The 25,170-nt window shown below is 70.1% G+C and carries 29 protein-coding genes; 19 read left to right on the top strand and 10 right to left on the bottom strand.

Annotation, left to right across the window (positions count from 1 at the left end; translation table 11 throughout):
* Nucleotides 1-13: 13 nt before the first annotated feature.
* The gene (locus G6N30_RS20100; protein WP_134058412.1) at nucleotides 14-1,039 is read right to left on the bottom strand and encodes a sigma-70 family RNA polymerase sigma factor; all 1,026 of its coding nucleotides are present in this window, start codon (nucleotides 1,037-1,039) and stop codon (nucleotides 14-16) included.
* Nucleotides 1,040-1,083: 44 nt separating this feature from the next.
* On the opposite strand from G6N30_RS20100, the gene G6N30_RS20095 reads away from it, so the two are divergent.
* The 6 genes from G6N30_RS20095 (at nucleotide 1,084) to G6N30_RS20070 (ending at nucleotide 5,387) form a co-directional block, all read left to right on the top strand.
* On the top strand, nucleotides 1,084-1,923 hold the full coding sequence (locus G6N30_RS20095; RefSeq protein ID WP_134058409.1) for an alpha/beta hydrolase: 840 nt from the start codon (nucleotides 1,084-1,086) through the stop codon (nucleotides 1,921-1,923).
* Complete coding sequence (locus G6N30_RS20090; RefSeq protein ID WP_134058406.1) at nucleotides 1,920-2,909, top strand: hypothetical protein; 990 nt, start codon at nucleotides 1,920-1,922, stop codon at nucleotides 2,907-2,909. The genes G6N30_RS20095 and G6N30_RS20090 overlap by 4 nt, the downstream gene beginning before the upstream one ends.
* A gap of 96 nt (nucleotides 2,910-3,005) precedes the next feature.
* Nucleotides 3,006-3,755 carry a DUF2786 domain-containing protein gene (locus tag G6N30_RS20085; RefSeq protein WP_134058403.1) on the top strand — a complete coding sequence of 250 codons (750 nt, stop codon included), beginning with the start codon at nucleotides 3,006-3,008 and terminating at the stop codon, nucleotides 3,753-3,755.
* Nucleotides 3,752-4,267, top strand: coding sequence for a TIGR04338 family metallohydrolase (locus G6N30_RS20080; protein ID WP_134058400.1), 516 nt, complete (start codon nucleotides 3,752-3,754; stop codon nucleotides 4,265-4,267). Before G6N30_RS20085 ends, G6N30_RS20080 begins: the two co-directional genes overlap by 4 nt.
* A gap of 24 nt (nucleotides 4,268-4,291) precedes the next feature.
* On the top strand, nucleotides 4,292-4,951 hold the full coding sequence (locus G6N30_RS20075; RefSeq protein WP_134058395.1) for an O-methyltransferase: 660 nt from the start codon (nucleotides 4,292-4,294) through the stop codon (nucleotides 4,949-4,951).
* A gap of 40 nt (nucleotides 4,952-4,991) precedes the next feature.
* Nucleotides 4,992-5,387 (top strand): SRPBCC family protein, encoded by a 396-nt coding sequence (locus tag G6N30_RS20070; RefSeq protein WP_134058392.1) that lies wholly within the window; start codon nucleotides 4,992-4,994, stop codon nucleotides 5,385-5,387.
* An 18-nt stretch (nucleotides 5,388-5,405) separates the two neighbouring features.
* Here G6N30_RS20070 and G6N30_RS20065 read toward each other — a convergent pair whose 3' ends face one another.
* Nucleotides 5,406-6,017 (bottom strand): LysE family translocator, encoded by a 612-nt coding sequence (locus G6N30_RS20065; protein ID WP_134058389.1) that lies wholly within the window; start codon nucleotides 6,015-6,017, stop codon nucleotides 5,406-5,408.
* Nucleotides 6,018-6,036: 19 nt separating this feature from the next.
* Complete coding sequence (locus G6N30_RS20060) at nucleotides 6,037-6,600, bottom strand: TetR/AcrR family transcriptional regulator (RefSeq protein ID WP_134058386.1); 564 nt, start codon at nucleotides 6,598-6,600, stop codon at nucleotides 6,037-6,039.
* An 88-nt stretch (nucleotides 6,601-6,688) separates the two neighbouring features.
* Between G6N30_RS20060 and G6N30_RS20055 the strand changes: the two genes are divergently transcribed.
* The gene (locus tag G6N30_RS20055) at nucleotides 6,689-7,372 is read left to right on the top strand and encodes a nitroreductase (protein ID WP_134058384.1); all 684 of its coding nucleotides are present in this window, start codon (nucleotides 6,689-6,691) and stop codon (nucleotides 7,370-7,372) included.
* Nucleotides 7,373-7,379: 7 nt separating this feature from the next.
* Here the strand turns inward: G6N30_RS20055 and G6N30_RS20050 are convergent, their stop codons facing one another.
* Together G6N30_RS20050 and ilvD are read right to left on the bottom strand one after the other, a co-directional pair.
* The gene (locus G6N30_RS20050) at nucleotides 7,380-8,006 is read right to left on the bottom strand and encodes a chymotrypsin family serine protease (protein WP_234880278.1); all 627 of its coding nucleotides are present in this window, start codon (nucleotides 8,004-8,006) and stop codon (nucleotides 7,380-7,382) included.
* A gap of 104 nt (nucleotides 8,007-8,110) precedes the next feature.
* Nucleotides 8,111-9,844 (bottom strand): dihydroxy-acid dehydratase, encoded by a 1,734-nt coding sequence (gene ilvD / locus G6N30_RS20045; protein WP_134058378.1) that lies wholly within the window; start codon nucleotides 9,842-9,844, stop codon nucleotides 8,111-8,113.
* A gap of 79 nt (nucleotides 9,845-9,923) precedes the next feature.
* Between ilvD and G6N30_RS20040 the strand changes: the two genes are divergently transcribed.
* Nucleotides 9,924-10,541 (top strand): DUF305 domain-containing protein, encoded by a 618-nt coding sequence (locus tag G6N30_RS20040; protein ID WP_134058375.1) that lies wholly within the window; start codon nucleotides 9,924-9,926, stop codon nucleotides 10,539-10,541.
* A gap of 2 nt (nucleotides 10,542-10,543) precedes the next feature.
* Nucleotides 10,544-10,867 carry a copper-sensing transcriptional repressor RicR gene (gene ricR, locus G6N30_RS20035; RefSeq protein WP_134058372.1) on the top strand — a complete coding sequence of 108 codons (324 nt, stop codon included), beginning with the start codon at nucleotides 10,544-10,546 and terminating at the stop codon, nucleotides 10,865-10,867.
* On the opposite strand, the gene G6N30_RS20030 is transcribed toward ricR, so the two are convergent.
* The gene (locus G6N30_RS20030; protein ID WP_134058369.1) at nucleotides 10,835-11,161 is read right to left on the bottom strand and encodes a thiamine-binding protein; all 327 of its coding nucleotides are present in this window, start codon (nucleotides 11,159-11,161) and stop codon (nucleotides 10,835-10,837) included. The two genes, ricR and G6N30_RS20030, sit on opposite strands and share 33 nt — an antisense overlap.
* A 25-nt stretch (nucleotides 11,162-11,186) precedes the next feature.
* Between G6N30_RS20030 and G6N30_RS20025 the strand changes: the two genes are divergently transcribed.
* The 7 genes from G6N30_RS20025 to G6N30_RS19995 all read left to right on the top strand — a co-directional run bounded on the left by G6N30_RS20025 (nucleotide 11,187) and on the right by G6N30_RS19995 (nucleotide 16,895).
* Nucleotides 11,187-11,699, top strand: a complete 513-nt coding sequence (locus tag G6N30_RS20025) for a GNAT family N-acetyltransferase (protein WP_234880277.1) — start codon at nucleotides 11,187-11,189, stop codon at nucleotides 11,697-11,699.
* An 80-nt stretch (nucleotides 11,700-11,779) separates the two neighbouring features.
* Complete coding sequence (locus G6N30_RS20020) at nucleotides 11,780-12,757, top strand: L,D-transpeptidase (RefSeq protein ID WP_134058366.1); 978 nt, start codon at nucleotides 11,780-11,782, stop codon at nucleotides 12,755-12,757.
* A gap of 98 nt (nucleotides 12,758-12,855) precedes the next feature.
* Nucleotides 12,856-13,803 (top strand): DUF4129 domain-containing protein, encoded by a 948-nt coding sequence (locus G6N30_RS20015; protein WP_134058363.1) that lies wholly within the window; start codon nucleotides 12,856-12,858, stop codon nucleotides 13,801-13,803.
* A complete protein-coding gene (locus G6N30_RS20010) occupies nucleotides 13,800-14,285 on the top strand; it encodes a hypothetical protein (protein WP_134058361.1) in 486 nt (161 codons plus the stop codon). The genes G6N30_RS20015 and G6N30_RS20010 overlap by 4 nt, the downstream gene beginning before the upstream one ends.
* An 11-nt stretch (nucleotides 14,286-14,296) precedes the next feature.
* A complete protein-coding gene (locus G6N30_RS20005; protein WP_134058359.1) occupies nucleotides 14,297-15,262 on the top strand; it encodes an AAA family ATPase in 966 nt (321 codons plus the stop codon).
* Nucleotides 15,263-15,297: 35 nt separating this feature from the next.
* The gene (locus tag G6N30_RS20000; protein ID WP_234880276.1) at nucleotides 15,298-16,488 is read left to right on the top strand and encodes a DUF58 domain-containing protein; all 1,191 of its coding nucleotides are present in this window, start codon (nucleotides 15,298-15,300) and stop codon (nucleotides 16,486-16,488) included.
* Nucleotides 16,485-16,895 (top strand): hypothetical protein, encoded by a 411-nt coding sequence (locus tag G6N30_RS19995; RefSeq protein ID WP_163687695.1) that lies wholly within the window; start codon nucleotides 16,485-16,487, stop codon nucleotides 16,893-16,895. The genes G6N30_RS20000 and G6N30_RS19995 overlap by 4 nt, the downstream gene beginning before the upstream one ends.
* 5 nt (nucleotides 16,896-16,900) lie before the next feature.
* Here G6N30_RS19995 and G6N30_RS19990 read toward each other — a convergent pair whose 3' ends face one another.
* Complete coding sequence (locus tag G6N30_RS19990; RefSeq protein WP_134058352.1) at nucleotides 16,901-18,892, bottom strand: M13 family metallopeptidase; 1,992 nt, start codon at nucleotides 18,890-18,892, stop codon at nucleotides 16,901-16,903.
* Nucleotides 18,893-18,932: 40 nt separating this feature from the next.
* Between G6N30_RS19990 and G6N30_RS19985 the strand changes: the two genes are divergently transcribed.
* Complete coding sequence (locus G6N30_RS19985; RefSeq protein WP_134058349.1) at nucleotides 18,933-19,547, top strand: hypothetical protein; 615 nt, start codon at nucleotides 18,933-18,935, stop codon at nucleotides 19,545-19,547.
* Nucleotides 19,544-20,233, top strand: a complete 690-nt coding sequence (locus G6N30_RS19980) for a hypothetical protein (RefSeq protein WP_134058346.1) — start codon at nucleotides 19,544-19,546, stop codon at nucleotides 20,231-20,233. The genes G6N30_RS19985 and G6N30_RS19980 overlap by 4 nt, the downstream gene beginning before the upstream one ends.
* A 56-nt stretch (nucleotides 20,234-20,289) precedes the next feature.
* Here the strand turns inward: G6N30_RS19980 and G6N30_RS19975 are convergent, their stop codons facing one another.
* The 3 genes from G6N30_RS19975 to G6N30_RS19965 are packed head-to-tail and all read right to left on the bottom strand — an operon-like array spanning nucleotide 20,290 to nucleotide 24,237.
* A complete protein-coding gene (locus G6N30_RS19975) occupies nucleotides 20,290-20,718 on the bottom strand; it encodes a CoA-binding protein (protein WP_134058345.1) in 429 nt (142 codons plus the stop codon).
* 28 nt (nucleotides 20,719-20,746) lie between these two features.
* Nucleotides 20,747-21,277 (bottom strand): XRE family transcriptional regulator, encoded by a 531-nt coding sequence (locus G6N30_RS19970; RefSeq protein ID WP_134058343.1) that lies wholly within the window; start codon nucleotides 21,275-21,277, stop codon nucleotides 20,747-20,749.
* Nucleotides 21,274-24,237 (bottom strand): MMPL family transporter, encoded by a 2,964-nt coding sequence (locus G6N30_RS19965; RefSeq protein ID WP_134058341.1) that lies wholly within the window; start codon nucleotides 24,235-24,237, stop codon nucleotides 21,274-21,276. The genes G6N30_RS19970 and G6N30_RS19965 overlap by 4 nt, the downstream gene beginning before the upstream one ends.
* A gap of 336 nt (nucleotides 24,238-24,573) precedes the next feature.
* Here G6N30_RS19965 and G6N30_RS19960 point away from each other — a divergent pair, with 336 nt between their 5' ends.
* A complete protein-coding gene (locus G6N30_RS19960) occupies nucleotides 24,574-25,089 on the top strand; it encodes a hemophore (RefSeq protein ID WP_134058339.1) in 516 nt (171 codons plus the stop codon).
* Nucleotides 25,090-25,170 lie beyond the last annotated feature (81 nt).

Raw genomic sequence — 25,170 nt, 5'->3', positions numbered from 1 at the left:
CGCGCGAGTACAGCTAGAGGGTGTCGGCCAGCCCGAACGGTGCGAACGTGGTCGCGTGGAACGCCACCACGTGGGACACCCCGTCGGGCGTCACGTCGAGGACGTGCAACTGGAACGCCTCGTGCCTGCCGGTGGCCGGGTTGCGCATGTACAGCGCCGCGGCGGTCTGACCGTTGGCGGTGGTGGGGACGAGCCGCATATCGCCGGGCCGTTCGGCCGGGCAGTGCGTCTTCGACAGCAGCACGATGTCGTGCGGACCCTGGTACCACCCGTCGAACGGCGGCATTTCCCAGACGGCGTCCGCGGTGACCAGGTCGGCCAGCTTGTCGATGTCGTAGGTCTCGAACGCGGCGATGTAGCGGGCCAGCAGGTCCTGGGCCTCCGGCGACTCCGGCGGCCGCAGCTGGTCGTCCTCGCTGGGGCCGATGGCGTCGAGTTGCGCCCGCGCGCGCTGCAGCAGGCTGTTCACCGCGGCCGTCGACGTGCCGAGCGCATCGGCCACCTCGGCGGCCTTCCACTGCAGCACCTCGCGCAACACCAGCACCGCCCGTTGACGCGGGGAGAGGTGCTGCAGCGCCGCGATGAACGCGAGCCGCACCGATTCCCGCGATCCGACGATGCTCGACGGGTCAGCGGCCTCGTCGGGCAGCGGCTCGAGCCAGGGCACTTCGGCGCGCGCGTGGATCTCGTCGACCGGGTCGGAACTGGGCGCGCCCAGACCCGTCGGCAACGGGCGGCGCGCCCGCCCGTCGAGCGCGGTGAGCGAGGTGTTCGTCGCGATCCGGTAGAGCCACGTGCGCACCGACGACTTGCCCTGGAAACCCTTGTAGGACTTCCACGCTCGAAGATAGGTCTCCTGCACGAGGTCTTCGGCGTCGTGCAGCGAACCCGTCATCCGGTAGCAGTGCGCGAGGAGTTCGCGCCGATACTTCTGGGCATCGGCGAGGAACGCGTCTTCGGCGCGGCTGTCGTCACGGCCGTCATCCACTGTGCGAGCCAGGACGGTCACGCTGGCGAGCTTACGCACCATGGCCGACATCCGGCACCCCGTCAGCCCCGCGGCGACCGATAGTCTTTCAAGCCATGGCCAGCACCCGCAGCGAGCGACATTTCGACGGCGTCGGCGGGGTACGGATCGTCTACGACACCTGGACCCCCGAGGTGCCCGCACGCGGCGTGATCGTGCTCTCCCACGGCTACGCCGAACACGCTCGCCGCTACGACCACGTCGCGCAGCGGTTCGGTGAGGCCGGCCTGGTCGTCTACGCGCTCGATCACCGCGGCCACGGGCGCTCCGGCGGCAAGCGCGTCTACCTTCGCGACATCTCCGAGTACACCGCCGACTTCCACACCCTGGTCGGGCTCGCGGCCCGGGAACATCCCGACCTGCCCCGCATCGTGCTCGGGCACAGCATGGGCGGCGGCATCGTGTTCGCCTACGGCGCCGAACACCCCGGCGACTACGCGGCGATGGTGCTGTCCGGCCCGGCCGTCTACGCGCAGTCCGCGGTCAAGCCCTGGCTGGTCACCGTCGCGAAGCTGCTCGGCCGCTTCGCGCCCGGTGTGCCCGTCGAACAGCTCGACGCCGACGCGGTGTCCCGCGATCCGGAGGTGGTCGCCGCCTACAAGGCCGATCCGCTCGTCTATCACGGCAAGCTCCCCGCCGGCATCGCGCGTGGGCTGTTCACCGTGGGAGAGACGATGCCGCAGCGCGCCGCCGCGGTGACCGCGCCGCTGCTGGTGGTGCACGGCGAGCAGGACCGGCTCATCCCCCTCGAGGGCAGCCACCGGCTGGTGGAGTGCGTCGCCAGCCAGGACGTCCACCTCAAGGTCTACCCGGAGCTGTTCCACGAGGTGTTCAACGAGCCGGAGCGCGCGCTGGTGCTCGACGACGTCACCTCGTGGATCGGGGTGCGCCTGTGAAAAGACCTGTCCGACAGTTCGTTTCTCTCGCGGCCGCTGCGCTGCTGGTCGCCGGGTGCGGCTCGGACGAGCAGGCCGCCTCGACCGGCTGGGTCGATGACCAGGTGGAGTTCTCCGCCGACGGCCTCACCCTCTACGGCACCTACCGCCATCGGAACGAGACCGGTCCCGCCGCGCTGCTGATCTCCGAGAGCGGCCAGACCGACCGCAACGGCGACAACGTGGTGGCCGGTCCGGTCGGCAACATGCGCCAACTCGCCGAACTGCTCTCCGAACGCGACGTCGCGAGCCTGCGCTACGACAAGGTGGGCACCGGACGGACCGGCCTCGGCCCGTACGCGAGTCGGCCGGCCGACGTCGGTACCGCGGTGTACACGTCCGGGGCCGCCGCCGCGCTGCGATTCCTCGCCGCACAACCGGACACCGACCGCGACCGCGTGTCCGTCTACGCGCTCGGCGAGGGCACGGTCCACGCCATGTCGCTGGCCGCCGCGGGTGATCCGAAGGTCCATTCGCTGGCGCTGTTGCAGCCACTGGCCGCCCGCTACCTCGACATCATCACCGAACGCGTCCGCGGCGAGGCCGATCCGCAGGTGCTGACGAGCTGGCTGGCCGCGGTCGAGGAGATCCGCACCGAGGGCACGGTGCCCGCGCAGCTGCCCGAGGGTCTCGGCGCCATCGTCAACGCAGGCAACATCAAGGCCGTCATCGAGGCCGACCGGGTCGATCCGCTGGCGCTGGCCGCGAAGGTACCCGCGGGCACGCCGGTGCTGCTGAGCTGCTCGGACTCCGACGCGCAGGCCAGATGCGAGGCGCTGCGACCGCTGATCGGTGCGCTGAAGCACACCGCGCTGACAGTGGTGGAGCTCGAGGGCGTCAACCACGTCCTGCGCGACGACCCGAGCGACAACGTCGCGAACTACGCTCAACAGGCGCCACTTTCTCCACAGCTGGTCGGTGCTCTCGACGGGTTCGTCACCAAGTGATGTCGGGTCGCTCGCTTAGGTTCGTGGCATGAGGGACAAGCAAGAAGCGCAGCGGATTGCGCATGAGGGACAAGCAAGAAGCGCAGCGGATTGCGCATGAGTGACGACAAGATGCTGGCGCGGATCGCGGCCCTGCTGCGCCAGGCCGAAGGCACCGACAACGTGCACGAGGCCGAGGCGTTCATGGCCGCCGCGCAACGCCTGGCCACGGCGACCTCGATCGACCTGGCGGTCGCCCGGTCACACTCCGATCAGCGCACCAAGGCCCAGACCCCTGTGCAGCGCACCATCACGATCGGCGAGGCCGGCACCCGCGGGCTGCGGACCTACGTGCAGTTGTTCGTGGTCATCGCCGCCGCCAACGACGTCAAGTGTGACGTCGCGTCGAACTCGACGTTCGTCTACGCCTACGGGTTCGCCGAGGACATCGACGCGAGCCACGCGCTCTACGCCGGACTGGTGATGCAGATGGTCAAGGCGTCGGAGGCCTACATCGCCTCCGGCGCCCACCGGCCCACCCCGACGATCACGGCGCGGCTGAACTTCCAGCTGGCGTTCGGTGCGCGGATCGGCCTGCGGCTCAGCGAAGCCCGTGACCAGGAGCGGGCAGCCGCGACCAAGGACCACGACAACCGGCCCGGCACCGCGATCGCCCTGCGCAACAAGGACCTCGAGCTCAAGGACTTCTACCGGGAGGCGTCGCAGGCGCGCGGCACCTGGCGGGCGACGTCCGCGACGGCCGGGTACTCCTCGGCCGCACGACGCGCCGGGGACCGGGCGGGCCGGCGGGCGCGGCTCGGCCCGAGCCCCGAATTGTCGGGTGGCCGCACGGCACTGGAGAAGTGAGCGGCCGCGACACCCAGCGCGCCAGGGTCTACGCAGCCGAACAGTTCGTCCGCACGCTGTTCGACCGTGCGGCCGAGCACGGGAACCAGGTGGTCGAGTTCTTCGGCACCCAGCTCACGCTGCCGCCCGAAGCGCGCTTCGCGTCGGTGGCGTCGGTCCAGACCTACGTCGACGACGTGCTCGCGCACCCGCGGATCCGCACCGGCTGGCCCGGCGCCGGCCCACTGACCGTCCGCGCCCGCCGCGGCGCCACCGCCGCGCACTACGAACGCGCCGGCGACCGGGCCGTCATCGCCGTCCCCGACCGGCACACCACCTGGGCGCTGCGCGAGCTGGTGGTGCTGCACGAGATCGCCCACCACCTGAGCGACGCGCAACCCCCGCACGGCCCGGCGTTCGCCTCCACGTTCTGCGAGATCGCCGACGCGGTGATGGGTCCGGAGGTGGCCCATGTGCTGCGAGTGGTGTACGCCAAGGAGGGCGTCCGGCTGGGTAGCCGCTCCAAGGGTTGAGTTCCACGGATTAACGTGGGCGCCGTGAGCGAGCCGAATCCGCAGGCCGTCGACCAGCTCTTCGACCGTCTGCTGCACACCGAGGACGAGGCGCTGGTCGCCGCGCGGGAGTCCGCCGCGGCGGCCGGGATGCCGCAGATCGAGGTGTCCGCACAGCACGGCAGGCTGTTGTCGCTGCTGGCGACGATGGTCGGCGCGCGGCGGGTGCTGGAGATCGGCACGCTGGCCGGCTACAGCACGATCAACCTGGCCCGCGGCGTCGGGCCCGACGGCCACGTCGTCACCCTCGAATTCGAACCGCGCCACGCGGAGGTCGCGCGGGCGAACCTGGCCCGCGCCGGTGTCGCCGACCGGGTCGAGGTGCTGGTGGGGGCGGCGTTGGACACCTTGCCGACGCTGCAACACGCCGCGCCGTTCGACCTGGTTTTCATCGACGCCGACAAGGAGAACAACATCGCCTACGTCGAATGGGCGATCAGGCTGGGCCGGCCGGGCACGGTGATCGTGGTCGACAACGTCACCCGGATGGGCCGCATCTACGACCCGGCGCCCGATGACCTGCAGGCCACCGCCGTGCGCGAGATGCTCGAGATGATCGGCGGCCACCCGCGGTTGAGTGCCGCCGCGATCCAGACGGTCGGCGCCAAGAACTGGGACGGCTTCGCGGTCGCCGTCGTGAGGTAGCCCTCGTGAGGTAGCCCGGAATCTGGGTATCTGATGCCGCATGGGGATCTGCTACCGAAACGGGATGGTGACCGTCGACCGCGTGGTACACGCCTCGCCCGCCGCGGTGTGGTCGGTGCTCGTCGACCTCGACGCGTGGCCGAAGTGGGGTCCGACCGTGGCCGGCGCGGAACTGCTCGACGGCACCGAACTGGGGCTCGGTGAGCGGGGGAAGGTCTACACCCCGCTGGGCGTACCCCTGCCGTTCACGATCACCCAGTTCGAACCGCGCCGCTGCTGGGCGTGGCAGGTCGCGGGCATCCCGGCCACCGCGCACGGCGTCGATCCGGTCGACGCGGGCACGCGGGTGTGGATGTCGGCGCCGCTCCTGGCCGCCCCGTATGTCCCGGTTCTCGCCATCGCACTGCAGCGCATCGACCGGATGACCAGTCGCTGACGGCCCGCGGTCGGCAGTTCAGCGGGTCGTGACCGCCATCCGCGCGGCCAGCGCCACGTACGTCGCCGCGAAGGTGCGCCGCATCGCGGTGACCACCCGTGGCCGGCGGATGACGGTGGTGCGGACGCCCGCCGCGAAGGCGCCGTAGCCGGCGAACACGACGAACGTCATCGCCATGAAGACCGCACTGAGCCAGAGCATCTGCCCGACCGCGGGCCGGGCCGGGTCGACGAACTGCGGTAGGAACGCGAAGAAGAAGATGGTCAGCTTGGGGTTCAGCGTGTTCACCGCGACCGCTGTGCGCATGATGCGCCAGGCTCCCGGAGGCGCCGAAGCCGTTGGGCCTGCGGTCAACTCGGATCTGTCCCGCCAGGTCACCCAGGCCAGGAACAGCAGATAGGCCACCCCTGCCCACTTGACGGCCTGGAAGGCGACGGCGCTGCTGTGCAGGACCGCCGCCAATCCGGTGACCGCGGCCAGCATCGAGGGCGCGATGCCCGCGGTGCAGCCGGTGGCGGCGAACACGCTCGCCCGAGTGCCGTGTGCGAGCCCCACGCTCACCGTGTACAGCGCGCCGGCACCCGGCGTCGCGACGACGACGAGCGACGTCAACAGGAACGCCAGCGTCATGCCGAAACCCTACTGGTCATCAGCGCAGGGCGGCCTCGAGCAGCGTCTCGGCGGCCGCCCGGGCATAGTCACCGCGGTCCGGATCGTCGAAGACCATGGCCCGGCCCGCGACCCCGTCGGCGAGGATGGCCAGCTGCTCGGCCAGTCGGTCGGCGTCGCGCGCGCCCAACTCCGCGAGCAGTTCGGCGATCCGGGATGTGAACTGCTGCTTGCGTTCTCGCGTATAGGCGTGGGGCGGGCTCTGCGGATCGGGGAATTCGGTCGCGGCCGCGGTGAACGGGCACCCGCGCACGGGCCCGTCGAATCGGTGCACCCGGAACAGCGCCATGACGCGGTCGCGGGCCGGCAGGTCCTCGCGGTCGAGCATGCCCTCCATCGTCAGCCCGGCGTCGGACAGGTGGCGCAGATAGGCGACGACCAGGTCCTCCTTGGCGGGGAAGTGGATGTAGAGCGTGCGTTTGGACACCGGGGCCGCGGCGGCGATCTGCTCCATGGTGGTCGCGGTGATGCCCTGGGCCTCGAACAGGGTGGTGGCGGCGGCCAGGATGCGCTCCCGGCCGCCGCGGCCCCGAGGTGTCTCCATGCCGGAAGTATACGTTGGCGTTTACAACGGCGCCGAGAATCGCTAGGGTTGCCGTGGTAAACGTCAGCGTGTACTTGAGGAGGTTTCCATGACATCGGCGACCGCACTGAGCGAATCGGTCGAGCACGTGATCCGCAGCCGGCGCGCGACCCGGGCGTTCCTGCCCGACGAGGTGCCGGACGACACGATGCGGGCAGTCTTCGCGCTGGCCAACCGCGCACCGTCCAACTCGAACACCCAGCCGTGGCACGTCGAGGTGGTCAGCGGCGCGGCCCGGGATCGGCTCGCCGATGCGCTCGTCGCGGCCCATGCCGCCGGTGCGCAGTCCGTCGACTTCCCCTACCGGGAAGGTCTGTTCACCGGCGCGCTGGCGACCCGGCGCGCGGAGTTCGGGGCGCAGCTCTACGGGACGCTCGGCATCGCACGCGAAGCCACCGACCTGCTCGAGGGGTACAACACCGAGAGCCTGCGTTTCTACGGGGCGCCGCACGTCGCGATGCTCTTCGCGCCGGCCCAGACCGAGGCGCGGATCGCCGCCGACATGGGCATCTACGCCCAGACGTTGCTGCTTGCGATGACCGCCTACGGCATCGCCTCGTGCCCGCAGGCGTTGCTCTCGTTCTACGCCGACACCGTGCGGACCGAACTGGGTGTCACCGGGCGAAAGCTGTTGATGGGTATTTCATTCGGCTACGCCGACGAGTCCGCACGGGTCAACACGCTGCGGGTGCCCCGGGCGGAGCTGGCGGAGACGACGCGGTTTCGCCGGTGACGTTCCGTCAGCTCCAGAGCGAGAGTCCCCACTGATTCATCACCGGCGCCACCAGCGAGGCGTGGACGATGCGTCCGAACGCGTCGTCGGTATGCGCGTACAGAATGCCCACCGCAGCAGCGGTTCCGTCGGGCTGGCGGGCGTAGACGGGTGCGCCGGAGTCGCCGAGGTCGTCCCACGCCCGGAAGGACACCTGCGTATCGGTGACGGCGGTGACCGGACCGCAGGACAGTCCCGTCCGCGCCCCCGACTTGCACAGCTGCGGTTGTTCACGGCGGACGTCGTCGGCCGTCATCACCCGGGTCACCCGCATCGCGTCCACGTCGCTCACCAGGGGCACCGTGCTGCCCGCGAGATCCACCAGACCCATGTCGTGCACGCCGGGCTGCACCTCCGAACGCACGTAACGCCCGATCACGCGGTCGCCCATCGGGGTGCGCTGTATGACGGTGTCGTTGGCCGGGTCTCGGCGGCAGTGTCCCGCCGTGAGCATCGCCGGTGCTCCACCCGGTGTCCGGACGGTGAAGCCCGAGGTGCACTGGAAGGGTTGCCCGTTTCCTGCCATCACCGTGCTCACCAGGTGGGCCCCCGGACTGGCCACGGGATACTCGCCGAAGGCGTGAGACGCCGGCATCTGCGTACACGTCAGAGCGGCGAGCGCAGCGATCGCGCTGCCCGCAGCCCTCAGTCGGTTTCGCATCGTTCCCCCCACGACAGCGAACGCGCTCGCCCGCGTCCTCAGCTGCACACCGCGCCGACGGCCGCCGAGCCGACCAGCTTGGTGTACTTCGCCAGCACGCCGGTCTTGTACACCGGGGGCAGCGGCTCGAAACCGGCTTTGCGTGACTCGAACTCGTCCTTGTCCACCAGCAGGTCGAGCGTGCCCTTGGCCACGTCGAGGCGGATCTTGTCGCCGTCGCGCACGAACGCGATCGGGCCGCCGTCGACGGCCTCGGGGGCGATGTGCCCGACGCACAGACCCGTCGTGCCGCCGGAGAACCGGCCGTCGGTCATCAACAGGACGTCCTTGCCCAGACCCGCGCCCTTGATGGCGCCGGTGATCGCGAGCATCTCGCGCATGCCCGGTCCGCCCTTGGGGCCCTCGTAGCGGATGACGACGACGTCGCCGTGGGTGATCGTGCCGTCCTCCAGCGCGTCGAGCGCGGCGCGCTCGCGCTCGAAGACCCTTGCGGTGCCCTCGAAGACGTCGGAGTCGAAGCCCGCCGACTTCACCACCGCACCCTCGGGCGCCAGCGAGCCGTGCAGGATCGTGATGCCGCCGGTGGGGTGGATCGGGTTGTTCATCGCGCGCAGCACCTTGCCGTCGGGGTCCGGCGGTTCGATGTGAGCGAGGTTCTCGGCCATCGTCTTGCCGGTGACGGTCAGGCAGTCGCCGTGCAGCAGACCTGCGTCCAGTAGCGCCTTCATCACCACGGGCACGCCGCCGATCTCGTCGACGTGCTTCATCACGTGGCGGCCGAAGGGCTTCACGTCCGCCAGGTGCGGCACCCGCTGCCCGACGCGCGTGAAGTCCTCCAGCGTGAGCTTGACGTTGGCCTCCCACGCGATGGCCAGCAGGTGCAGCACCGCGTTGGTGGAGCCGCCGAACGCCATGACGACGGCGATCGCGTTCTCGAAGGCTTCCTTGGTGAGGATGTCGCGGGCGGTGATGCCGCGGCGCAGCATCTCCACGACCGCCTCACCTGAGCGGCGTGCGTACTCGTCGCGGCGCTTGTCGATCGCCACCGGCGAGGCGCTGCCGGGCAGCGACATGCCGAGCGCCTCGGCCGCCGAGGCCATGGTGTTCGCGGTGTACATCCCGCCGCAGGCGCCTTCACCCGGACAGATCGCGCGTTCGATGATGTCGACGTCCTCGCGGGACATCAGCCCACGGGCACACGCCCCGACCGCCTCGAAGGCGTCGATGATCGTGACTTCCTTCTCGGTGCCGTCGGTGAGCTTGGCCACGCCCGGCATGATCGAGCCGTTGTAGAAGAAGACGCTCGCGAGGTTGAGTCGGGCGGCGGCCATGAGCATGCCGGGGATCGACTTGTCGCAGCCGGCCAGCAGCACCGTGCCGTCGAGGCGTTCGGCCTGCACCACGGTCTCGACGCTGTCGGCGATCACCTCACGGCTCACCAGCGAGAAGTGCATACCCTCGTGGCCCATCGAGATGCCGTCGGACACCGAGATCGTGCCGAACTCCAGCGGGTACCCGCCGGCCTCGTGCACGCCGCCCTTGACCGCCTGCGCCAGGCGCTGCAGCGACATGTTGCAGGGCGTGATCTCGTTCCATGACGAGGCCACGCCGATCTGCGGCTTGACCCAATCGTCGTCGCCCATCCCTACCGCGCGGAGCATCCCGCGGGCAGCGGTCTTCTCCAAGCCGTCGGTGACGTCGCGGCTTCTGGGTTTGATGTCGGGCGATGAGCCGCCTGCGCGAAGAGCGTCAGCGGGAGTCTCTGAGGGCATCTATCGATTATGCCTTCGGCGTTTCGCCCGGCCAAACCTATTCTCATACCCCCTTGGGGTATGCGGGTACGCTAGTGCCATGACTGCACGCACCCTCCGGCCGCTCGCCCTGTTCGCCGCGCTTCTCGCGGCATTGTTCCTGTCCTCCTGTACCAGCACCGAACAGCAGAGCGACGGCCACACCGATCACACCCACAGCGAGAACGCGGGCGGTGACGCCGGCGATGCGCAGGCGCCGCACAACGCCGACGACATCACCTTCGCGCGCGACATGACGCCGCACCACCAGCAGGCGCTCGAATTGGTCGACCTGGCGCGCGACCGCTCGAGCGATCCGGCGCTGCTGGAACTGGCCTCGGGAATCGCCGCCGCTCAGGGTCCCGAGATGGAGAAGATGTCCGCGATGCTGCGCAGCTGGGGGCAGGACCCCGGGTCGGGCATGGACCACAGCGGCCACGGCATGGCGATGCCCGGCATGGTCGACGACGCCACCATGCAGCGTCTCGAGTCGCTCAGTGGCCGCGAATTCGACACACTGTGGCTGGAATCGATGATCAGCCACCACCAGGGTGCGGTGGAGATGGCCAAGGCCGAGATCGCCAACGGCGCCAACCCGGAGGCCAAGGCGCTCGCCGAGGAGATCATCAAGGCCCAGGAGGCGGAGATCGCCCAGATGAAGCAGATGCTGGAGGGTTAGCGATGTCCATAACGAGTCCCGAAGGCATCCCCGAAAGCACTGCGACGCACGGCTATTCGGCGCAGAAGGAGAACTACGCCAAACGGCTGCGCCGGATCGAGGGCCAGGTCCGCGGCATCGCCAAGATGATCGAGGACGACAAGTACTGCATCGACGTGCTCACCCAGATCAGCGCGGTGAACAGTGCGCTGCAGTCCGTAGCGCTCGGTCTCCTCGACGAACACCTCGGCCACTGTGTGAGCCAGGCCGTCGCCGAAGGCGGTGAGCAGGCCGACGCCAAACTCGCCGAGGCGTCAGCGGCGATCGCCCGGTTGGTCCGCTCCTGAGGCGAGTTCCTCTTCGAGCCGCTCGACCTTCGCGGTCAGCTGACCGGTGAAACCGGGCCGGATGTCGGCCTTGAGCACCAGGCTCACCCGAGGGGACACCGCGGCCACCGCGTCGACGGCCTGCTTGACGACGGCCATCACCTCATCCCACTCGCCTTCGATGTTGGTGAACATCGCGTTGGTCTCGTTCGGCAGGCCGGACGCGCGCACCACGCGGATCGCCGCCGCAACGGCCTCGCGCACACCGCCGGTCTCGTCGCCGCCCGACGGGCTGATGCTGAATGCCGCAATCACCACGCCAGCCTGACACACTGCGACCGTGACCGACGTCGTCGTGCTGCCCGCCACCCTCGAGCACCTCACCACCTTGCGCAGCGACCGGGCCGCCTTCGGTGAACTGCTCGGAGCTGCCGTGCCCGACGGCTGGCCGGAGTTCCCGGAGTCCATCGAGTTCACGATCGAGAAGCTGACCGAACATCCGCACCAGGCGGACTGGTGGATGCACTTCTTCCTCGCCGACGGGGGAGCGCTGCTGGTCGGTTCCGGCGGCTTCGTCGGGCCGCCGCGCAACGGCGTGGTGGAGATCGGCTACGAGATCGCCCCGGAGTTCCGCGAGCGCGGCCTGGCCACCGCCGCCGCGCGGGCGATGATCGACAAGGCGGTGTCCGCATCGGGCGGGCTGACCACGGTCATCGCCCACACCCTCGCGCACGAGAACCCCTCAACCGGGGTGTTGCGCCGGCTCGGCTTCACGCGGGTCGCCGAGATCGAAGACCCCGACGACGGGCCCGTGTGGCGCTGGGAGATCGCCGTGGCGGCCGTCGCCCGGTGAAGGTGCGGGTGAGCCGTGTGCGGGTGGGTGCTCGGCGTCTTGTGCGACACTGGACCTTGATCAGTGACTGGAGGTATCGCATGCCGCAGCGAACAGTGCGGAAGCTGACCACCGCGATCTTCGCGGCCGGACTCGTGGGAGGCCTGGCGTTCGGCGCCCCGACGGCGCTCGCCCAACCCGCGCCCCCACCACCGCCACCACCGGTGGATCCGTTCGCGCCGCCGCCACCGCCGGCCAATCCGTTCGCGTTCCCGGCGCCCGCCGCCCCGGACCCGTTCGCGCCGACCGCGCAGCCGCTGCCGATCCCCGAGGGCACTCCGGCCGGGCAGAACCCGACGCCGTACGTCGGGCAGCCGGTGTTCGCGCCGCCGACCTTCAACCCGGTCAACGGATCCAAGGTGGGCGCGGCGAAGCCGATCTACATCAACTTCCAGCGACCCATCGGGAACCGGGCGATGGCCGAGCAGGCCATCCACATCTCGTCGAACCCGCCGGTGCCGGGCCGCTTCTACTGGACCAGCGACACCCAGGTGCGCTGGCGGCCGCAGGACTTCTGGCCGGCGGGCACGGTGGTGAACATCGACGCCTCCGGCACCAAGTCCAGCTTCACCGTGCCGGAACAGCTCGTCGCGACGGTGGACAACGCCAGCAAGCAGATGGAGATCGTGCGCGACGGGGAGGTGGTGAAGACCTTCCCGGTGTCGCTGGGCAAAAAGGGCTACGACACCAAGAACGGCACCTACTACGTGCTGGAGAAGTTCGAGGACATCGTGATGGACTCGTCCACCTACGGTGTGCCGGTCGACGACGAAGAGGGCTACAAGCTCAAGGTCCAGGACGCCGTCCGCATCGACAACAGCGGCGTCTTCGTGCACAGCGCGCCCTGGTCGGTGGGTGCGCAGGGCAACAGCAACGTCAGCCACGGGTGCATCAACCTCGCCCCGGAGGACGCCCAGTGGTTCTACGACAACTTCGGCAGCGGCGATCCGGTCGTGATCAAGAACTCGACCGGCATCTACAACCAGCCCGACGGCGCCTCCGATTGGCAGATGTTCTGACCTGACGCTCGTTCGGCGTCGCGCGTCCGGCAGCCCGTGTCACGATGAGGGCGGCCGGCCGCCGCACCGGTGGCCGGTGACCTGCCGAGGGTTAGCCGATGCCCGGTGCCGACAAGGCGACAGCACGCACGGTCGCGGTGATCGTGCTGATCCTGCTGGCCGGGGTCGCGCTGCGGGGCCACCTGCCCGGCGCCGAACCCCCGCCCGAGGAACCTGCTGAGCCCGGGGCGGGCCCGCTCGTCGCGGTCGTGGTGATGCTCGCGCTGTCGATGGCCGTCATCGCCATATCGGTGATCAGCCAGTCCCGCAGTCGCGTGGTGCGCCCGGACACCGTCGGCGACCTGCCGCGCGACCGCGCCGGCGGCCGAACACGCTGGACCTGGCGCATGGTGCTCCTGGTGGCCGTCGCGCTGGTGCTGTGGCTGCTGGTGGTGCTGGCCTTGATGCGGGTCAGCGGCTGGCTCGACGGCGCCGTCGACCAACCCGAGGCGCCCGAGCCGAGCCCAGGACCCACCGCCCCCACCGATGATCCGCTACCCCCGCCCGCGGAAGCAGAGCCGCCCTCGTCCGGCGCCGCCCTGACCTACCTCGGCTGGGCTGCGGCGGTGTTCGTCGTGCTGTCGGTGGCCGGCGCGATGGTCGGCCGCAGCCAACGCCGCCGTCCGGTGGCGGCCGCGGCCGTCGTCGCCGACAGCGGGGCGGCGCCGGTGAGCCGCACCCAGACGCTGGCGCGCGCCGCCGAGCGCGGGCTGGTCGCGATCGGTGACCTCAGCCGCGAACCGCGCGAGGCGATCATCGCCTGTTACGCGGCGATGGAGCGCGAACTGGGCAGGTCACCCGGCGCGATGCCGCTCGACTCCGACACCCCGACAGAGGTGCTGGCCCGCGCGGTCGACCGGAAGCTGCTGCGCGGCGACAACGCGACGGAACTCGTCGACCTGTTCGAGGAGGCCCGCTTCAGCTCGCACGTGATGGGCGAGGAACACCGTGAGGCCGCGGTGCGGGTGCTGCAACTCGTGCTGCGCGAACTCCAGGACGCGGCGTGACCCGCCCCGTCGCCCTCGCGCTCATCCTGCTCATCGGGGTGGAGCTCTACGCGGTGTTGCGGCTCGACCGCGACGACGTGCTGACGGTGTCCGCGGTGGTCCTGGCCGGCGCGCTGATCGCGGTGCGCTGGGGACTGGTCGGCGACACCAGGCCGCCGGAGGCCGCGACCGAGGCCGACGAGCGGGCGGCGGCGCTGCGCCGCTGGGTGGACCGGACGGAAACGCAGATCGGCTGGTCGGAATCCACCCGATCCGACTGGGACCGGCGGCTGCGCCCGATGCTGGCGCGCCAGTTCGAACTCGCCACCGGACAGCGAAAAGCCCGCGATCCCAAGGCGTTCGACGCGACCGGCCGAATGTTGTTCGGACCGCAACTGTGGCAGTGGGTGGATCCGGAGAACGTCTCGCGCACCGGTGCGGACGAACCGGGGCCCGGTCGGGCGGCGCTCGACGAGATCTTGCGGCGACTGGAACGGGTGTGACGGGGGGCAGGATGAACATGCCGGCGGCGACGACGACCGCGCACTGCGAGGCGGTGCTCGACGCGATCGGATCGGTGGTGGTCGGCAAACGCCGCGCCCTCACGCTCATCCTGACCGCCGTGCTGGCCCGCGGCCACATCCTGATCGAGGACCTGCCCGGCCTCGGCAAGACGCTGATCGCGCGGTCCTTCGCCGCCGCACTCGGATTGCAGTTCACCCGTGTGCAGTTCACACCGGATCTGCTGCCCGCCGATCTGCTCGGCTCGACCATCTACGACATGCACTCCGGCCGTTTCGAATTCCGGCAGGGGCCGATCTTCACCAACCTGCTGCTCGCCGACGAGATCAACCGGACACCGCCGAAGACCCAGGCCGCGCTGCTGGAGGCGATGGCCGAGCGGCAGGTCAGCATCGACGGCGTCACCCACCCGCTGCCCGCACCCTTCCTGGTGCTGGCCACCGACAACCCGATCGAATACGAGGGCACCTACCCGCTGCCCGAGGCGCAACTCGACCGGTTCGCCGTGCGGCTCGAGCTGCGCTACCTGTCGGGACCGGACGAGGTGACGATGTTGCGGCGCCGGCTCGAACGCGGTTCGGCGGAGCCGACGGTGCAGCGCGTCGTCGACGGAGCTGAGCTGCTGGCCATGCAGGAGTCCGTCGAGCAGGTGACCGTGCACGAGGACGTCCTGCAGTACGTGGTGTCGTTGGCGACGGCGTCGCGTCAGCATCCGCAGATCGCGGTCGGGGCCAGTCCGCGCGCCGAACTCGACCTGGTCCAGCTCGCCCGCGCCAGGGCGCTGCTGGCGGGACGGGACTACGTGATCCCCGAAGACGTCAAATCGCTGGCCGTCCCGGTGCTGGCCCACCGCATCAGCCTGCGGCCGGAGATGTGGGTGCGCAAGGTGCAGGGCGCCGACGTGGTCGAGGAACTGCTGCGCCGGCTGCCGGTGCCACGGACGGGAAGCGCCCAGTGAGCCAGCCCGTCGAATTGCATTGGCGGGCATCTCCGTTGACCCGTTCGCTCGCCACCTGCGCGGCGGTGACGCTGGCGATCGCGTTGTTCACCAGGCGGTGGGAGCTGGTGGCGTTCGTGGCGCCGCTGCTGGGCGTGCTGTGCTCGATCGGCTGGCAGCCCCGGCCACCCGGCATCCGGGTGGACAGCAGTTCGCCGCTGCAGCGGTGCTTCGAGACCGAACCGACGACGGTGCACCTGTGGGCGGTGGCCGACGACGGCAGCGACGTCACGCTGACTGCGTCCACCGTCGACGGGGCGGCGCTCGACACCGCCGCCGACGGGGCGCGCCTGGCGGTGACGCTGACCGCGGCGCGGTGGGGCCGCTATCCGATCCGCGCGCAGGTCCGGGTGACCGGCAGGGGTGGACTGCTGGAGGGGTCGGGATCGGTCGACGCCGCGCACGTGTGCGTGTTCCCGCTGGCGCCACCGCAATCGGTGACGGTCCCGCGCACCGACCTGCTCGACCGGCTGGGCACCCACCTCACCCGCCACCTCGGTCCCGGCGTCGAATACGCCGACATCCGCGGCTACGTACCCGGTGACCAACTCCGCACGGTGAACTGGCCCGTCAGCGCGCGGCGCCGCAGCCTGCACGTCACGCAGCGGTTGACCGACCGGTCCGCCGACGTCGTCGTCCTCGCCGACACCTATGCCCAGCCACCCGGTCCGGCCACCGCGGCGACCGAGCGGATCGCCCGCGGTGCGGTGCAGGTGGTGCAGAGCGCGTTGCGCTACGGCGACCGGGCCGGGCTGGTGACGCTGGGCAGCCGCCGCACCCGGTGGCTGGCCGCCGACATCGGCCAGCGGCAGTTCTACCGCATCCTCGACGTGCTGCTCGCCGCGGTCGAATCCGATTCGAGCACAGGCACTCTCGCACCGTACGCGGCGGTGCCGCCGGGCGCGATCGTCGTCGCGTTCTCCACGCTGCTGGAGACGGAGTTCGCGCTGTCGCTGATCGACCTCCGCAAGCGCGGGCACACCGTCATCGCCGTCGACGTCCTCGAGGGCAGCCCACTGGCCGGGGAGCGCGATCCACTCGTCGACCGGATGTGGGCGTTGCAGCGTTCGTTCATGTACCGCGACATGGGGACGATCGGGGTGGACGTGGTGTCCTGGCCCAGCGACGTCACCCTCGACCAGGCGATGGCGCTGGCCCCGGCCCGCCGGGGCGGGGTGCGACGGTGAAGGCGTTGGCGCCCACGGTTTTCGGGGTACTGATGGTCGCGGCGGTGGGCTACCGCGCCGACGGGCCCGCCCTGCTGGCCGCGGTGGCGGCGCTGACCGCGGTCGGGGTGTCGGTGTGGTGGCGCCCGGCGGCGACCGTCGCGGTCCTGCTCACGGTGGGCACGGCCGTACTCGACGCCGACGCGCCGATGGCGACCGCCCTGGCCGGGCTGGCCGCCGCGGCGTACCTGGTGCTGCGGCACGGTGAGGGTCGCGCCACGCCGCCGACGATGGTCGGCGCCGTCGCGTTCGCCTTGGCCGCGACCGCGGCGGTGGTGGTGCCGGTCGACGTCGCCTGGCTACCGCTGGCGGCGCCGCTGGCCCTGCTCGCCGGCTACGTGCTGGCGCTGCGGCCGTTCACCCGCTGACGTCCCTAGTTCCAGATGCGCACGCGCCGTTGCGGTTCCAGGTACAGCGCATCGGACTCGCTGACCTCGAACGCCTCGTAGAACGCGTCGATGTTGCGGATCACGCCGTTGCAGCGGAACTCCGGCGGCGAGTGCGGATCGGTGGCCAGTCGTCGGATCGCCTCGGCCGAACGGTATTTCGTCCGCCACACCTGCGCCCAGCCGAAGAACACCCGCTGCACGCCGGTCAGTCCGTCGATCACCGGCGCCGGCTGCCCCTTGAGCGACAGCTCGTAGGCCAGCAGCGCGATCGACAGCCCGCCGAGGTCACCGATGTTCTCGCCCACGGTGAAAGCACCATTGACGTGCGCGTCGTGGTGGCCGTCGCTGTCGGCCAGCTCGCGCGGGGTGTACTGCTCGTACTGTTCGATCAGCGCCTTGGTGCGCGCGCCGAACTCGGTGCGGTCGGCGTCGGTCCACCAGTCCACCAGGTTGCCGTCACCGTCGTACTTCGCGCCCTGATCGTCGAACCCGTGGCCGATCTCGTGGCCGATGACCGCGCCGATCCCGCCGTAGTTGGCGGCGTCGTCGGCGTCGGCGTCGAAGAACGGCGGCTGCAGGATCGCCGCGGGGAAGACGATCTCGTTCATGCCGGGGTTGTAGTACGCGTTGACCGTCTGCGGCGTCATGAACCACTCGTCGCGATCCACGGGACCACCGAGCTTGTGCAGCTCGCGGTCGGAGGCCAACTGGTAGCCGCGGCGGTAGTTGCCGTACAGGTCGTCACGTTTGACGACCAGCTCCGAATAGTCCTTCCAGCGCGCCGGATAGCCGATCTTCGGGGTGAACTTGTCCAGCTTGGCCAGCGCCTTCTCGCGGGTCTCCGGCGTCATCCACTCCAGCTGGTTGATGCTCACCCGGTAGGCCTCGCGCAGGTTCGCGACCAGTTCGTCCATCCGCGCCTTGGCGTTCGGCGGGAAGTGCCGCTGCACGTACAGCTTGCCCAGCGCCTCGCCCATCAGGTTCTCCACGACGGAGACACCGCGCTTCCAGCGGTCGCGGATCTGCTCGGTGCCCGACAGCAGGCGGCCGTAGAACGCGAAATCCTCGGCCACCAACTCGTCGGTCAGCAGGAAGGCGCGGGCGTGGATCAGTCGCCAGCGCACCCAGTTCTTCCAGTCCTCCAGCGGCTCGCCCGCCCACGCCTCGGCGAACGCGGTCAGGTAGTCGGGTTGGCGCACCACGACCTCGGCGACCGATTCGGGGGTGGCGCCCAGCGCGCCCACCCAGCCGGTCCAGTCGAAGCCGGGCGCCTCGTCCGGCAGGTCGGCGAACGTGCGCAGGTTGTAGGTCAGGTCGGCGTCGCGGCGCTTCACCACATCCCAGTGCGCGGCGGCCAGCTTGCGCTCCAGCGCGACGATCCGCTCGGCGGTCTCGGCGTGTTCGCCGCCATGGACGAGCGCGAACATCGCCGCGATGTGGCGCGGGTAGGCGGCCAGGATCTCGGCGTGCTGTTCGTCACGGAAATACGATTCGTCGGGCAACCCGATCCCGGACTGGCTGAAGTGCAGCAGGTAGCGGGTCGAGTTCTTGGAATCGGTGTCGACGTACACCGCGGTGCCGCCGCCAACGCCGGTGCGCTGCAGGCCGCCCAGGACCGCCGCGAGCGCGTCGGGGCTGTCGGCGGCGTCGACGAGCGCCAGTTCGTCGAGCAGCGGCTGCACACCGATGCGCGCGACTGCCTCCTCGTCGAGGAAGCTGGCGTACAGGTCGCCGATGCGCTGCTCGTCGGTGCCGTCGGCGGCGCCTGACGCCGCGGCTTCGGTGATGAGGTCGCGGATCTGTTCTTCGGCCCGGTCGTAGAGGGTGCGGAACGCGCCGTCGGCGGCGCGGTCGGCCGGGATCTCGTACTCGGCCAACCAGCGGCCGTTGACGTGGCCGAACAGGTCGTCCTGCGGGCGGGCATCGGTGTCGAGGTAACTCAGGTCGATACCTGATCTGATCGCTTCAACCGTCACCCCAACATGCTGCCAGAAGCGCACCGGTACCCTCACGGCCATGCGCGAGGAGCTCACCGACGAGCAGGTCGGCGCGGAGGAATCCACCGGGGAGCGGGTGTTCACCGGCTTCGGTATCGCCTCCGCGGTACTGGCCGCGCTCTCGGTGGCCGCCATCGTGCTCGCCGTCCTGATCTGGTCGGGGCACCGCGCGGACTCCGACGAGCGGGCCTACCAGACCCGAGTGATGCAGGCCGCCGCCGACTGGACCGGCGTGCTGGTCAACATGAACAAGGACACCGTCGACGCCAGCATGCAGCGGCTGCACGAGAACACCATCGGCGAACTCAACGCGGACTTCGACTCCGCGGTCGAGCCGTACCGGCAACTCGTCCAGCGGTTGCAGACCCGCACCACCGGTCAGATCGACTCGGTGTCCATCGAATCGCTGCACCACCCGGCGCCGGGGCCGGACGGCGGGTCCCGGCCTGCGCCGCCGCCGGATCCGCAACTGTCCGCGTTCGCCGAGCGCACCGACACGGTGCTGGTGGTGGCGACGTCGATCAGCGAGAACGCGGGCAACCAGGAGCCGCAGACGGTGCGCTGGACGCTGCGCCTGGACGTCTCCGACGTCGACGGAAAGCTGATGATCTCGCGGCTGGAACCGATCCGATGAGGAACATGCTGCGCGTCGCGGTCTTCGACGTGCTCGCCCCCGTCGCTGCGATCGCCGGCCTGCTCTACATCGGGATGGCGCTCGGCTGGCCGCTGTGGTGGGTGTCGGCGTGTTCGGTGCTGTGCCTGCTGATCGTGGAGGGCGTCATCGTCAACGTCGCGCTGATGCGGCGCGACGGCGTCACCGTCGGCACAGACGATGACGGGCCCGGGTTGCGGTTGGCGGTGATGGGCCTGGCGACCGTGGCGCTCGTCGCCGCCGTCGCGGTCGGCTACCAGCGGTGGACGGTGCCCGACCGGGCGTTCACCGCCGACAGCGCCGAGGTGGTGCGCATCGCGAGCAGCGTCTCCGAGGCCACTGCCACGTTCTCACCGCAGAGCCCGACAGCCTCCATCGACCGCGCCGCGGCGCAGATGGTGCCCGAACGGGCCCAGGCGTTCAAGGACGAGTTCGCCGGCGTCGCCAAGGAGCTGACCAGCAAGAACGTCTCCGCGCAGGCCAGCACGGTCTCGGCGGGGGTGGAGGCGATCGGACCGCGGGACGCCAGCGTGGCGGTGGTGCTGCGCGGCACGCAGAGTGTGCCGGGCCAGCCCGTCGACAATGCGGTGCTCGCGCTGCGGGTGACGCTGTCGAAGGCCGACGGGCGCTGGCTGGTCGAGGACGTCACGCCGGTTCACGCCCGCTGATTGGGCGATTTCGGTGTAGTTGGTTGCGCTCAGCGCGACCACGCACGCCGAAATCCCTACAGGAGGCGGGCGTAGTCGACCTTGAGGCAGCGGTCCATCACGACCTGCATGCCCGCGGCGACACCTTGGCGGGCGATCTCCTCGTCCCACAGTCCCTGCTGCAGCCACAGCGTCTTCGCCCCGACCGCGACGGCGTCGCGCAGCACCGACGGTAGTTCGCTCTGTCGCCGGAAGACGTCGACCATGTCCGGGACGACGGGTAGATCGGCCAGCGACGGATACACCGGCGTGCCGTCGATCTCGCTGACCGTCGGATTCACCAGGTAGAGCTCGTAGTGGCTGGCCGAGCGCAGGTAGTCCCACACGCCGTAGCTCGGCCGCATGGGATTCGCCGACGCGCCCACCACCGCGACGGTGCGGGCCTCGCGCATGATGCGCCGCAGGTCGTCGTGCTCGGGTTCGGTCCACTCAGCGGTTTCGGTCATATCGCAAGCATTCCCGCTCGCCGCGGCGTCAACGCGGATTGTTCGCGCGCTGCGCCCGGATCTTGGCGAACCGGTCCGACAGCCGGCCCATCCGGATCATCAGCGACGCGCTCGGGCTGACCTCGCCGTCGAGGTAGCTCTGGAACTCGTCGACCGCCACACCGATGCGCGACGCGAATTCCGGGGCGCCCAGCCCGGATCGGTTCAGCAGCAGTTGGACGTGGTGGCCGACCTCGGTGCGTTCGGCGGCCGCCATCTGCTCGCGGGTCCGCACCAGCACCTCGGCCAGCGCCTTGGACACCCCGTAGGGCGGCGCCTTGTCGAGGATCTCCTCGACCTGACGTGCCGTTCTGCCGAAGGGGTCGCGCTTGATCGCCGTGACGATGCGCTGCCAGACGGTGAGGTCGTCGGTCTCGAGCGCATCGCGGATGGCGGCGGTCGACCAGAACTCCACGGGCCGGTCGTCGATCGACGCGCGCCGCGACGCCGTCGTGAGCGGACGGGTCGCGGCGGATGCAGCGTCGCGGCGGGTCTCCCGCGCGTCGCTCGTCAACGTCACCTCGCCTCCTCGAGCATTGCCACGGCCACCGACAGGCAACGCTGCCTGACCAATGCCCAGTCGGACTCGGCGTCCGGGTCCGAGATCGCGACGTCGTGCTCATCGGACGGCTGCGGATCGGCCAGGCGGCGCACCAACTGCGTGGCCACCCACTGCTTCTTCGGCTGTTGACCACAGTAATACCGGTCCATCCCGGACAGCACGATTGCGGCGGTTTGTGTTTCCATCGACTCCACCAGATCGGCGAACTCCGCATAGTCGCGGCTGCTGTTGCGGCACATGATGAGGTAGCTCTTCAAGCGCAGGGTTTCCGCACCCGTGGGGATCTGCAGCCGGTCCCCGGTGGGCAGTTGGACATTGGTGGTCTCCACCGGGCCCCGCCGTTCCACCGGCGGCTGGTGCATCTCGGCCTCGGTCTGCTGGGCGGTCTCCAGCGCGTCGAGCGCCACCGACAGCCGACCACGCCACAGCGTGACCGGATGCACCGGCAGCGTCGTGCGCACGGTCGACCCGTTACCGTCGGCGTGCCCGTTGCGGCCGCCGCGCCGGAAGCCGCCGCCGGTGCGCAGCTTCACCGTCTGGTCGCCGCCGTTGCGCGCCACCATCCGCTGTTTGATCGGCTGGCAGCCGCTGAACGCCAGCGGATCGGCGACGGTGACGGTCTTGGGCGCCAGCGTCTTCATGCGGGCCGCGGATTTCACCATTCCGCGCAGGTCGGCGCCCGACGGTCCGAGCGCCGAGATGTCGTCGGGGATGATGACCAGGTCGTCGATCTGCACCTTGGGAAGCGGCTTCTCGAAGTCCACCGACGGCAGGATGCGGTCCAGCCATTTGGGCAGCCACCAGTTCCACTGGTCGAACATCGCCATCAGCGCAGGCACCAGCACCAACCGGACGACGGTCGCGTCGACGGCGATCGCCACCGCGCACGCCACGCCGAGCTGCGCCACCAGCGGCATCCCGGCGAATGCGAAACCGATGAACACCGCGATCATGATCAGCGCCGCGCTGGTGATGGTGCGGGCGCTGGTGCTCACGCCGTAGGCGACCGCGTCGCGGGTGTTACCGGTCTGCAGGAAACGCTCGCGGATGCGGGTCAGCAGGAAGATCTCGTAGTCCATCGAGAGACCGAACGTCATCGCCAGCACCAGCGGCGGGATCGTGCTGTCCAGCGACGGAATGCGTTCGAAGCCCAGCGGCTCCAACCAGCCCCACTGGAAGACCGCGACCAGGCTGCCGTAGGCGGCGGCGACCGACAGCACGGTCATCAGCACGCCCTTGAGTGCGAGGAACACCGACCGGATCGACACCAGCAGCATGAGGAACGCGATCAGCGCGACGAACAGGAAGACCAGCGGCTGCGTGTGGGACACCCGGTCGTCGAAATCCTTGATCAGCGCGGTGGGGCCACCCACGTCGACGGACACGTTGGGGCCGGCGGCCTTGGGCAGGTTGGCGCGCATCCAGTCGACGGTCTCGCGGGCGCCCATGTCCTCGGGGTCCACGGTCAGCACGGCCGACAGCAGCGCGCTGCGGTAGTCGTCGCTGAACTCCGCGGGCGTGATGGTCGCGACGTTGGGCGCCTTGGCCATCTCGGCCCGCACCGCCTCCAGCGTCGGCTCCTTGCCCGCCGCCGATGCGGCCACCGGTTCGGCATCGCCGTCGGGGAACGTCACCAGCACCCGGACCGGACCGAGCGCACCCGGGCCCAGCGCCTCGGCGGCGGCGTTGACGCCGCCGCGGATCTCGTGGGTCGGCTCGAACTGCCGCTGCATGCTGTTGCCGAGCACCATCATGAAGGCCGGCGCGGCCATGCTGAGCAGGACGATGGTGGCCGCGGTCGCCGCCACCCACGGCCTGCGCATCACCCACCCGGTCCAGCGGGTCCAGAAGCGCGACTGAGTGGTGTCGGGCCTGCGGGAGAAGTGAAGGTACGACGAGCGTTTGGCGGCCGCCCGCCCGAACGTCGCCAGCACCGCCGGGGTGAGCGTCGTCGAGGTCAGCACCGCGATCGCGACCGCGAGGATCGCGCCGGTCGCCATCGAGGTCAGCACGGGGGTGTTGATCAGGTAGATGCCGGTGACCGAGGCGATGACGGTCATGCCCGACAGCAGCACCGCCAGCCCGGAGGTCGCCATCGCCGCGTCGGCGGCCTGTTGCGGGTCGCGGCCCGCGCGCAGTTCCTCCCGGAACCGCATCAGGATGAACAGCGAATAGTCGACGGCCAGCGCGATGCCGAACATCGACACCGTCGACGCGACGAACACCGACATCGTGGTGATCGTCGACAGCAGGTAGACCAGCCCCATCGTGACGGCCACCGTGCACACGCCGAGCAGCAGCGGCATCGCCGCGGCGGCGAACGACCCGAAGACGGCGAGCAGCACGATCAGGACGATCGGCAGGTTCCACTGTTCGGCCTGGGCGATGTCGGTCTTGATGGCCTGGGAGGCCGCCGCGCCCAGCGCACCCTGGCCGATCACGTACATCTTGACCTTGCCGTCGCGGAATTCGCCCGGCTCCTCGCCGTGGATTCCGATGCGCGTGCGCAGGTCCTTGGCCACGTCGGTGGCGCCGGTGTTGTTGAAGTCCAGCGACAGCGTGATGACATACGGCCGGTCGGGTTGCGGCGCCGGCTGCTGCGGGTTCGGGCTGATCGTGACGCTGGGCACCCCGGCGGCGATCTGCTCGAGGTGCGCGACGGCCGCGTTCATGTCGTCGTAGGAGGCGTCGGCGCGCGGGGCGGCCACCAGGGCCAGCGGCGAGGCGCCCTGGTCGGGGAAGTGGTCCTCGAGTTCGTACTGCACGTGCAGCGACTGCGAGCCTTCGACCTCGAATCCGCCGCCGGTCAGATTCGACGAGTGGTTCAGCGCGAGGTAGATCGACGGGATCAGGAGCAGCACCCAGGCGCCGAAGACCGCCCAGCGGAATCTGCGCAGGTTGCTGCTCAAGCGCATCATGAACTGCTGGATGGCGTCTCCCGAAGATCTTCCCGGCGTTTCGCGGCCCGTATGAGCGAGAGCGTACCCCAGCGTGCGGTAGGGTACGCCGCCCTCAACTCAGCTGCGAGCAAGCTGTAACCAAGCCTTTAACCTGCTCTAATTCGATCTCGCGCGCGGGCCCCGGGGCGTTACGCCGGCCGCCGCCGGCGGGTGGGCCGCTGTTCGGATTGGCGGGCTCGGCCGCACGGATGGCAGGATGACCGTCGGCTGTCCATGCGTCGGGGGACCACTGGGACGTCCGTCGACGGCGTTGCGAGTCGCCCGGCGGGACACCCGAACCCTCCGAGGAGTGCCATGAAATCGATCGCCCTGCGCAGAAGCCTCTACGCTGCCTTCGCCGTCACCGCCGCCGGTGGCGTGAGCGTCGCGGCGCTGACCATGCCCGCGACGCCGGCGACCGCGGCCCCCGATCCGTGCGCGGCCAGCCAGGTGGCGAAGACCGTCGCCGCCGTGGCCACCAACACCTCCAACTATCTCGCCGCGAACCCGGAGACCGATCAGGCGCTGACCACGATCGCCCAGCAACAGGGCGGACCGGCCTCGCTGGTGGCGCTCAAGTCGTACCTCGACGCCAACCCCGAGGTGGGCGCGGACATGCAGAAGCTGCAGCAGCCGCTGACCAGTCTGTCCGGGCGGTGCAAGCTGCCGGTCACCATCCCCCAGGTCCTCGGCCTCATGCAGGCCGCGCAGCAGAGCGGTGCGACGCTGCCCGCGGCGGGTGCGGTGTCCCCGGCGTCGAGCGGACCGGCGACCGCGGTGACGCAGGGGGCCGGCGCGCAGCCCGGTTCCGGTGCGGCCACGCACCGCTAGAACCCCGCGGCGATCATGATCACTCCAGCTGCGGTTTTCCGACTTTCTCCCTGCTCTTTGCGGGTAAGGCAAGAAACTCAC

Source organism: Mycolicibacterium litorale (assembly GCF_010731695.1).
Lineage (GTDB): Bacteria > Actinomycetota > Actinomycetes > Mycobacteriales > Mycobacteriaceae > Mycobacterium > Mycobacterium litorale.
The sequence above is the reverse complement of the archived record's forward strand: the minus strand, read 5'-3'. Positions and strand labels throughout refer to the sequence as shown.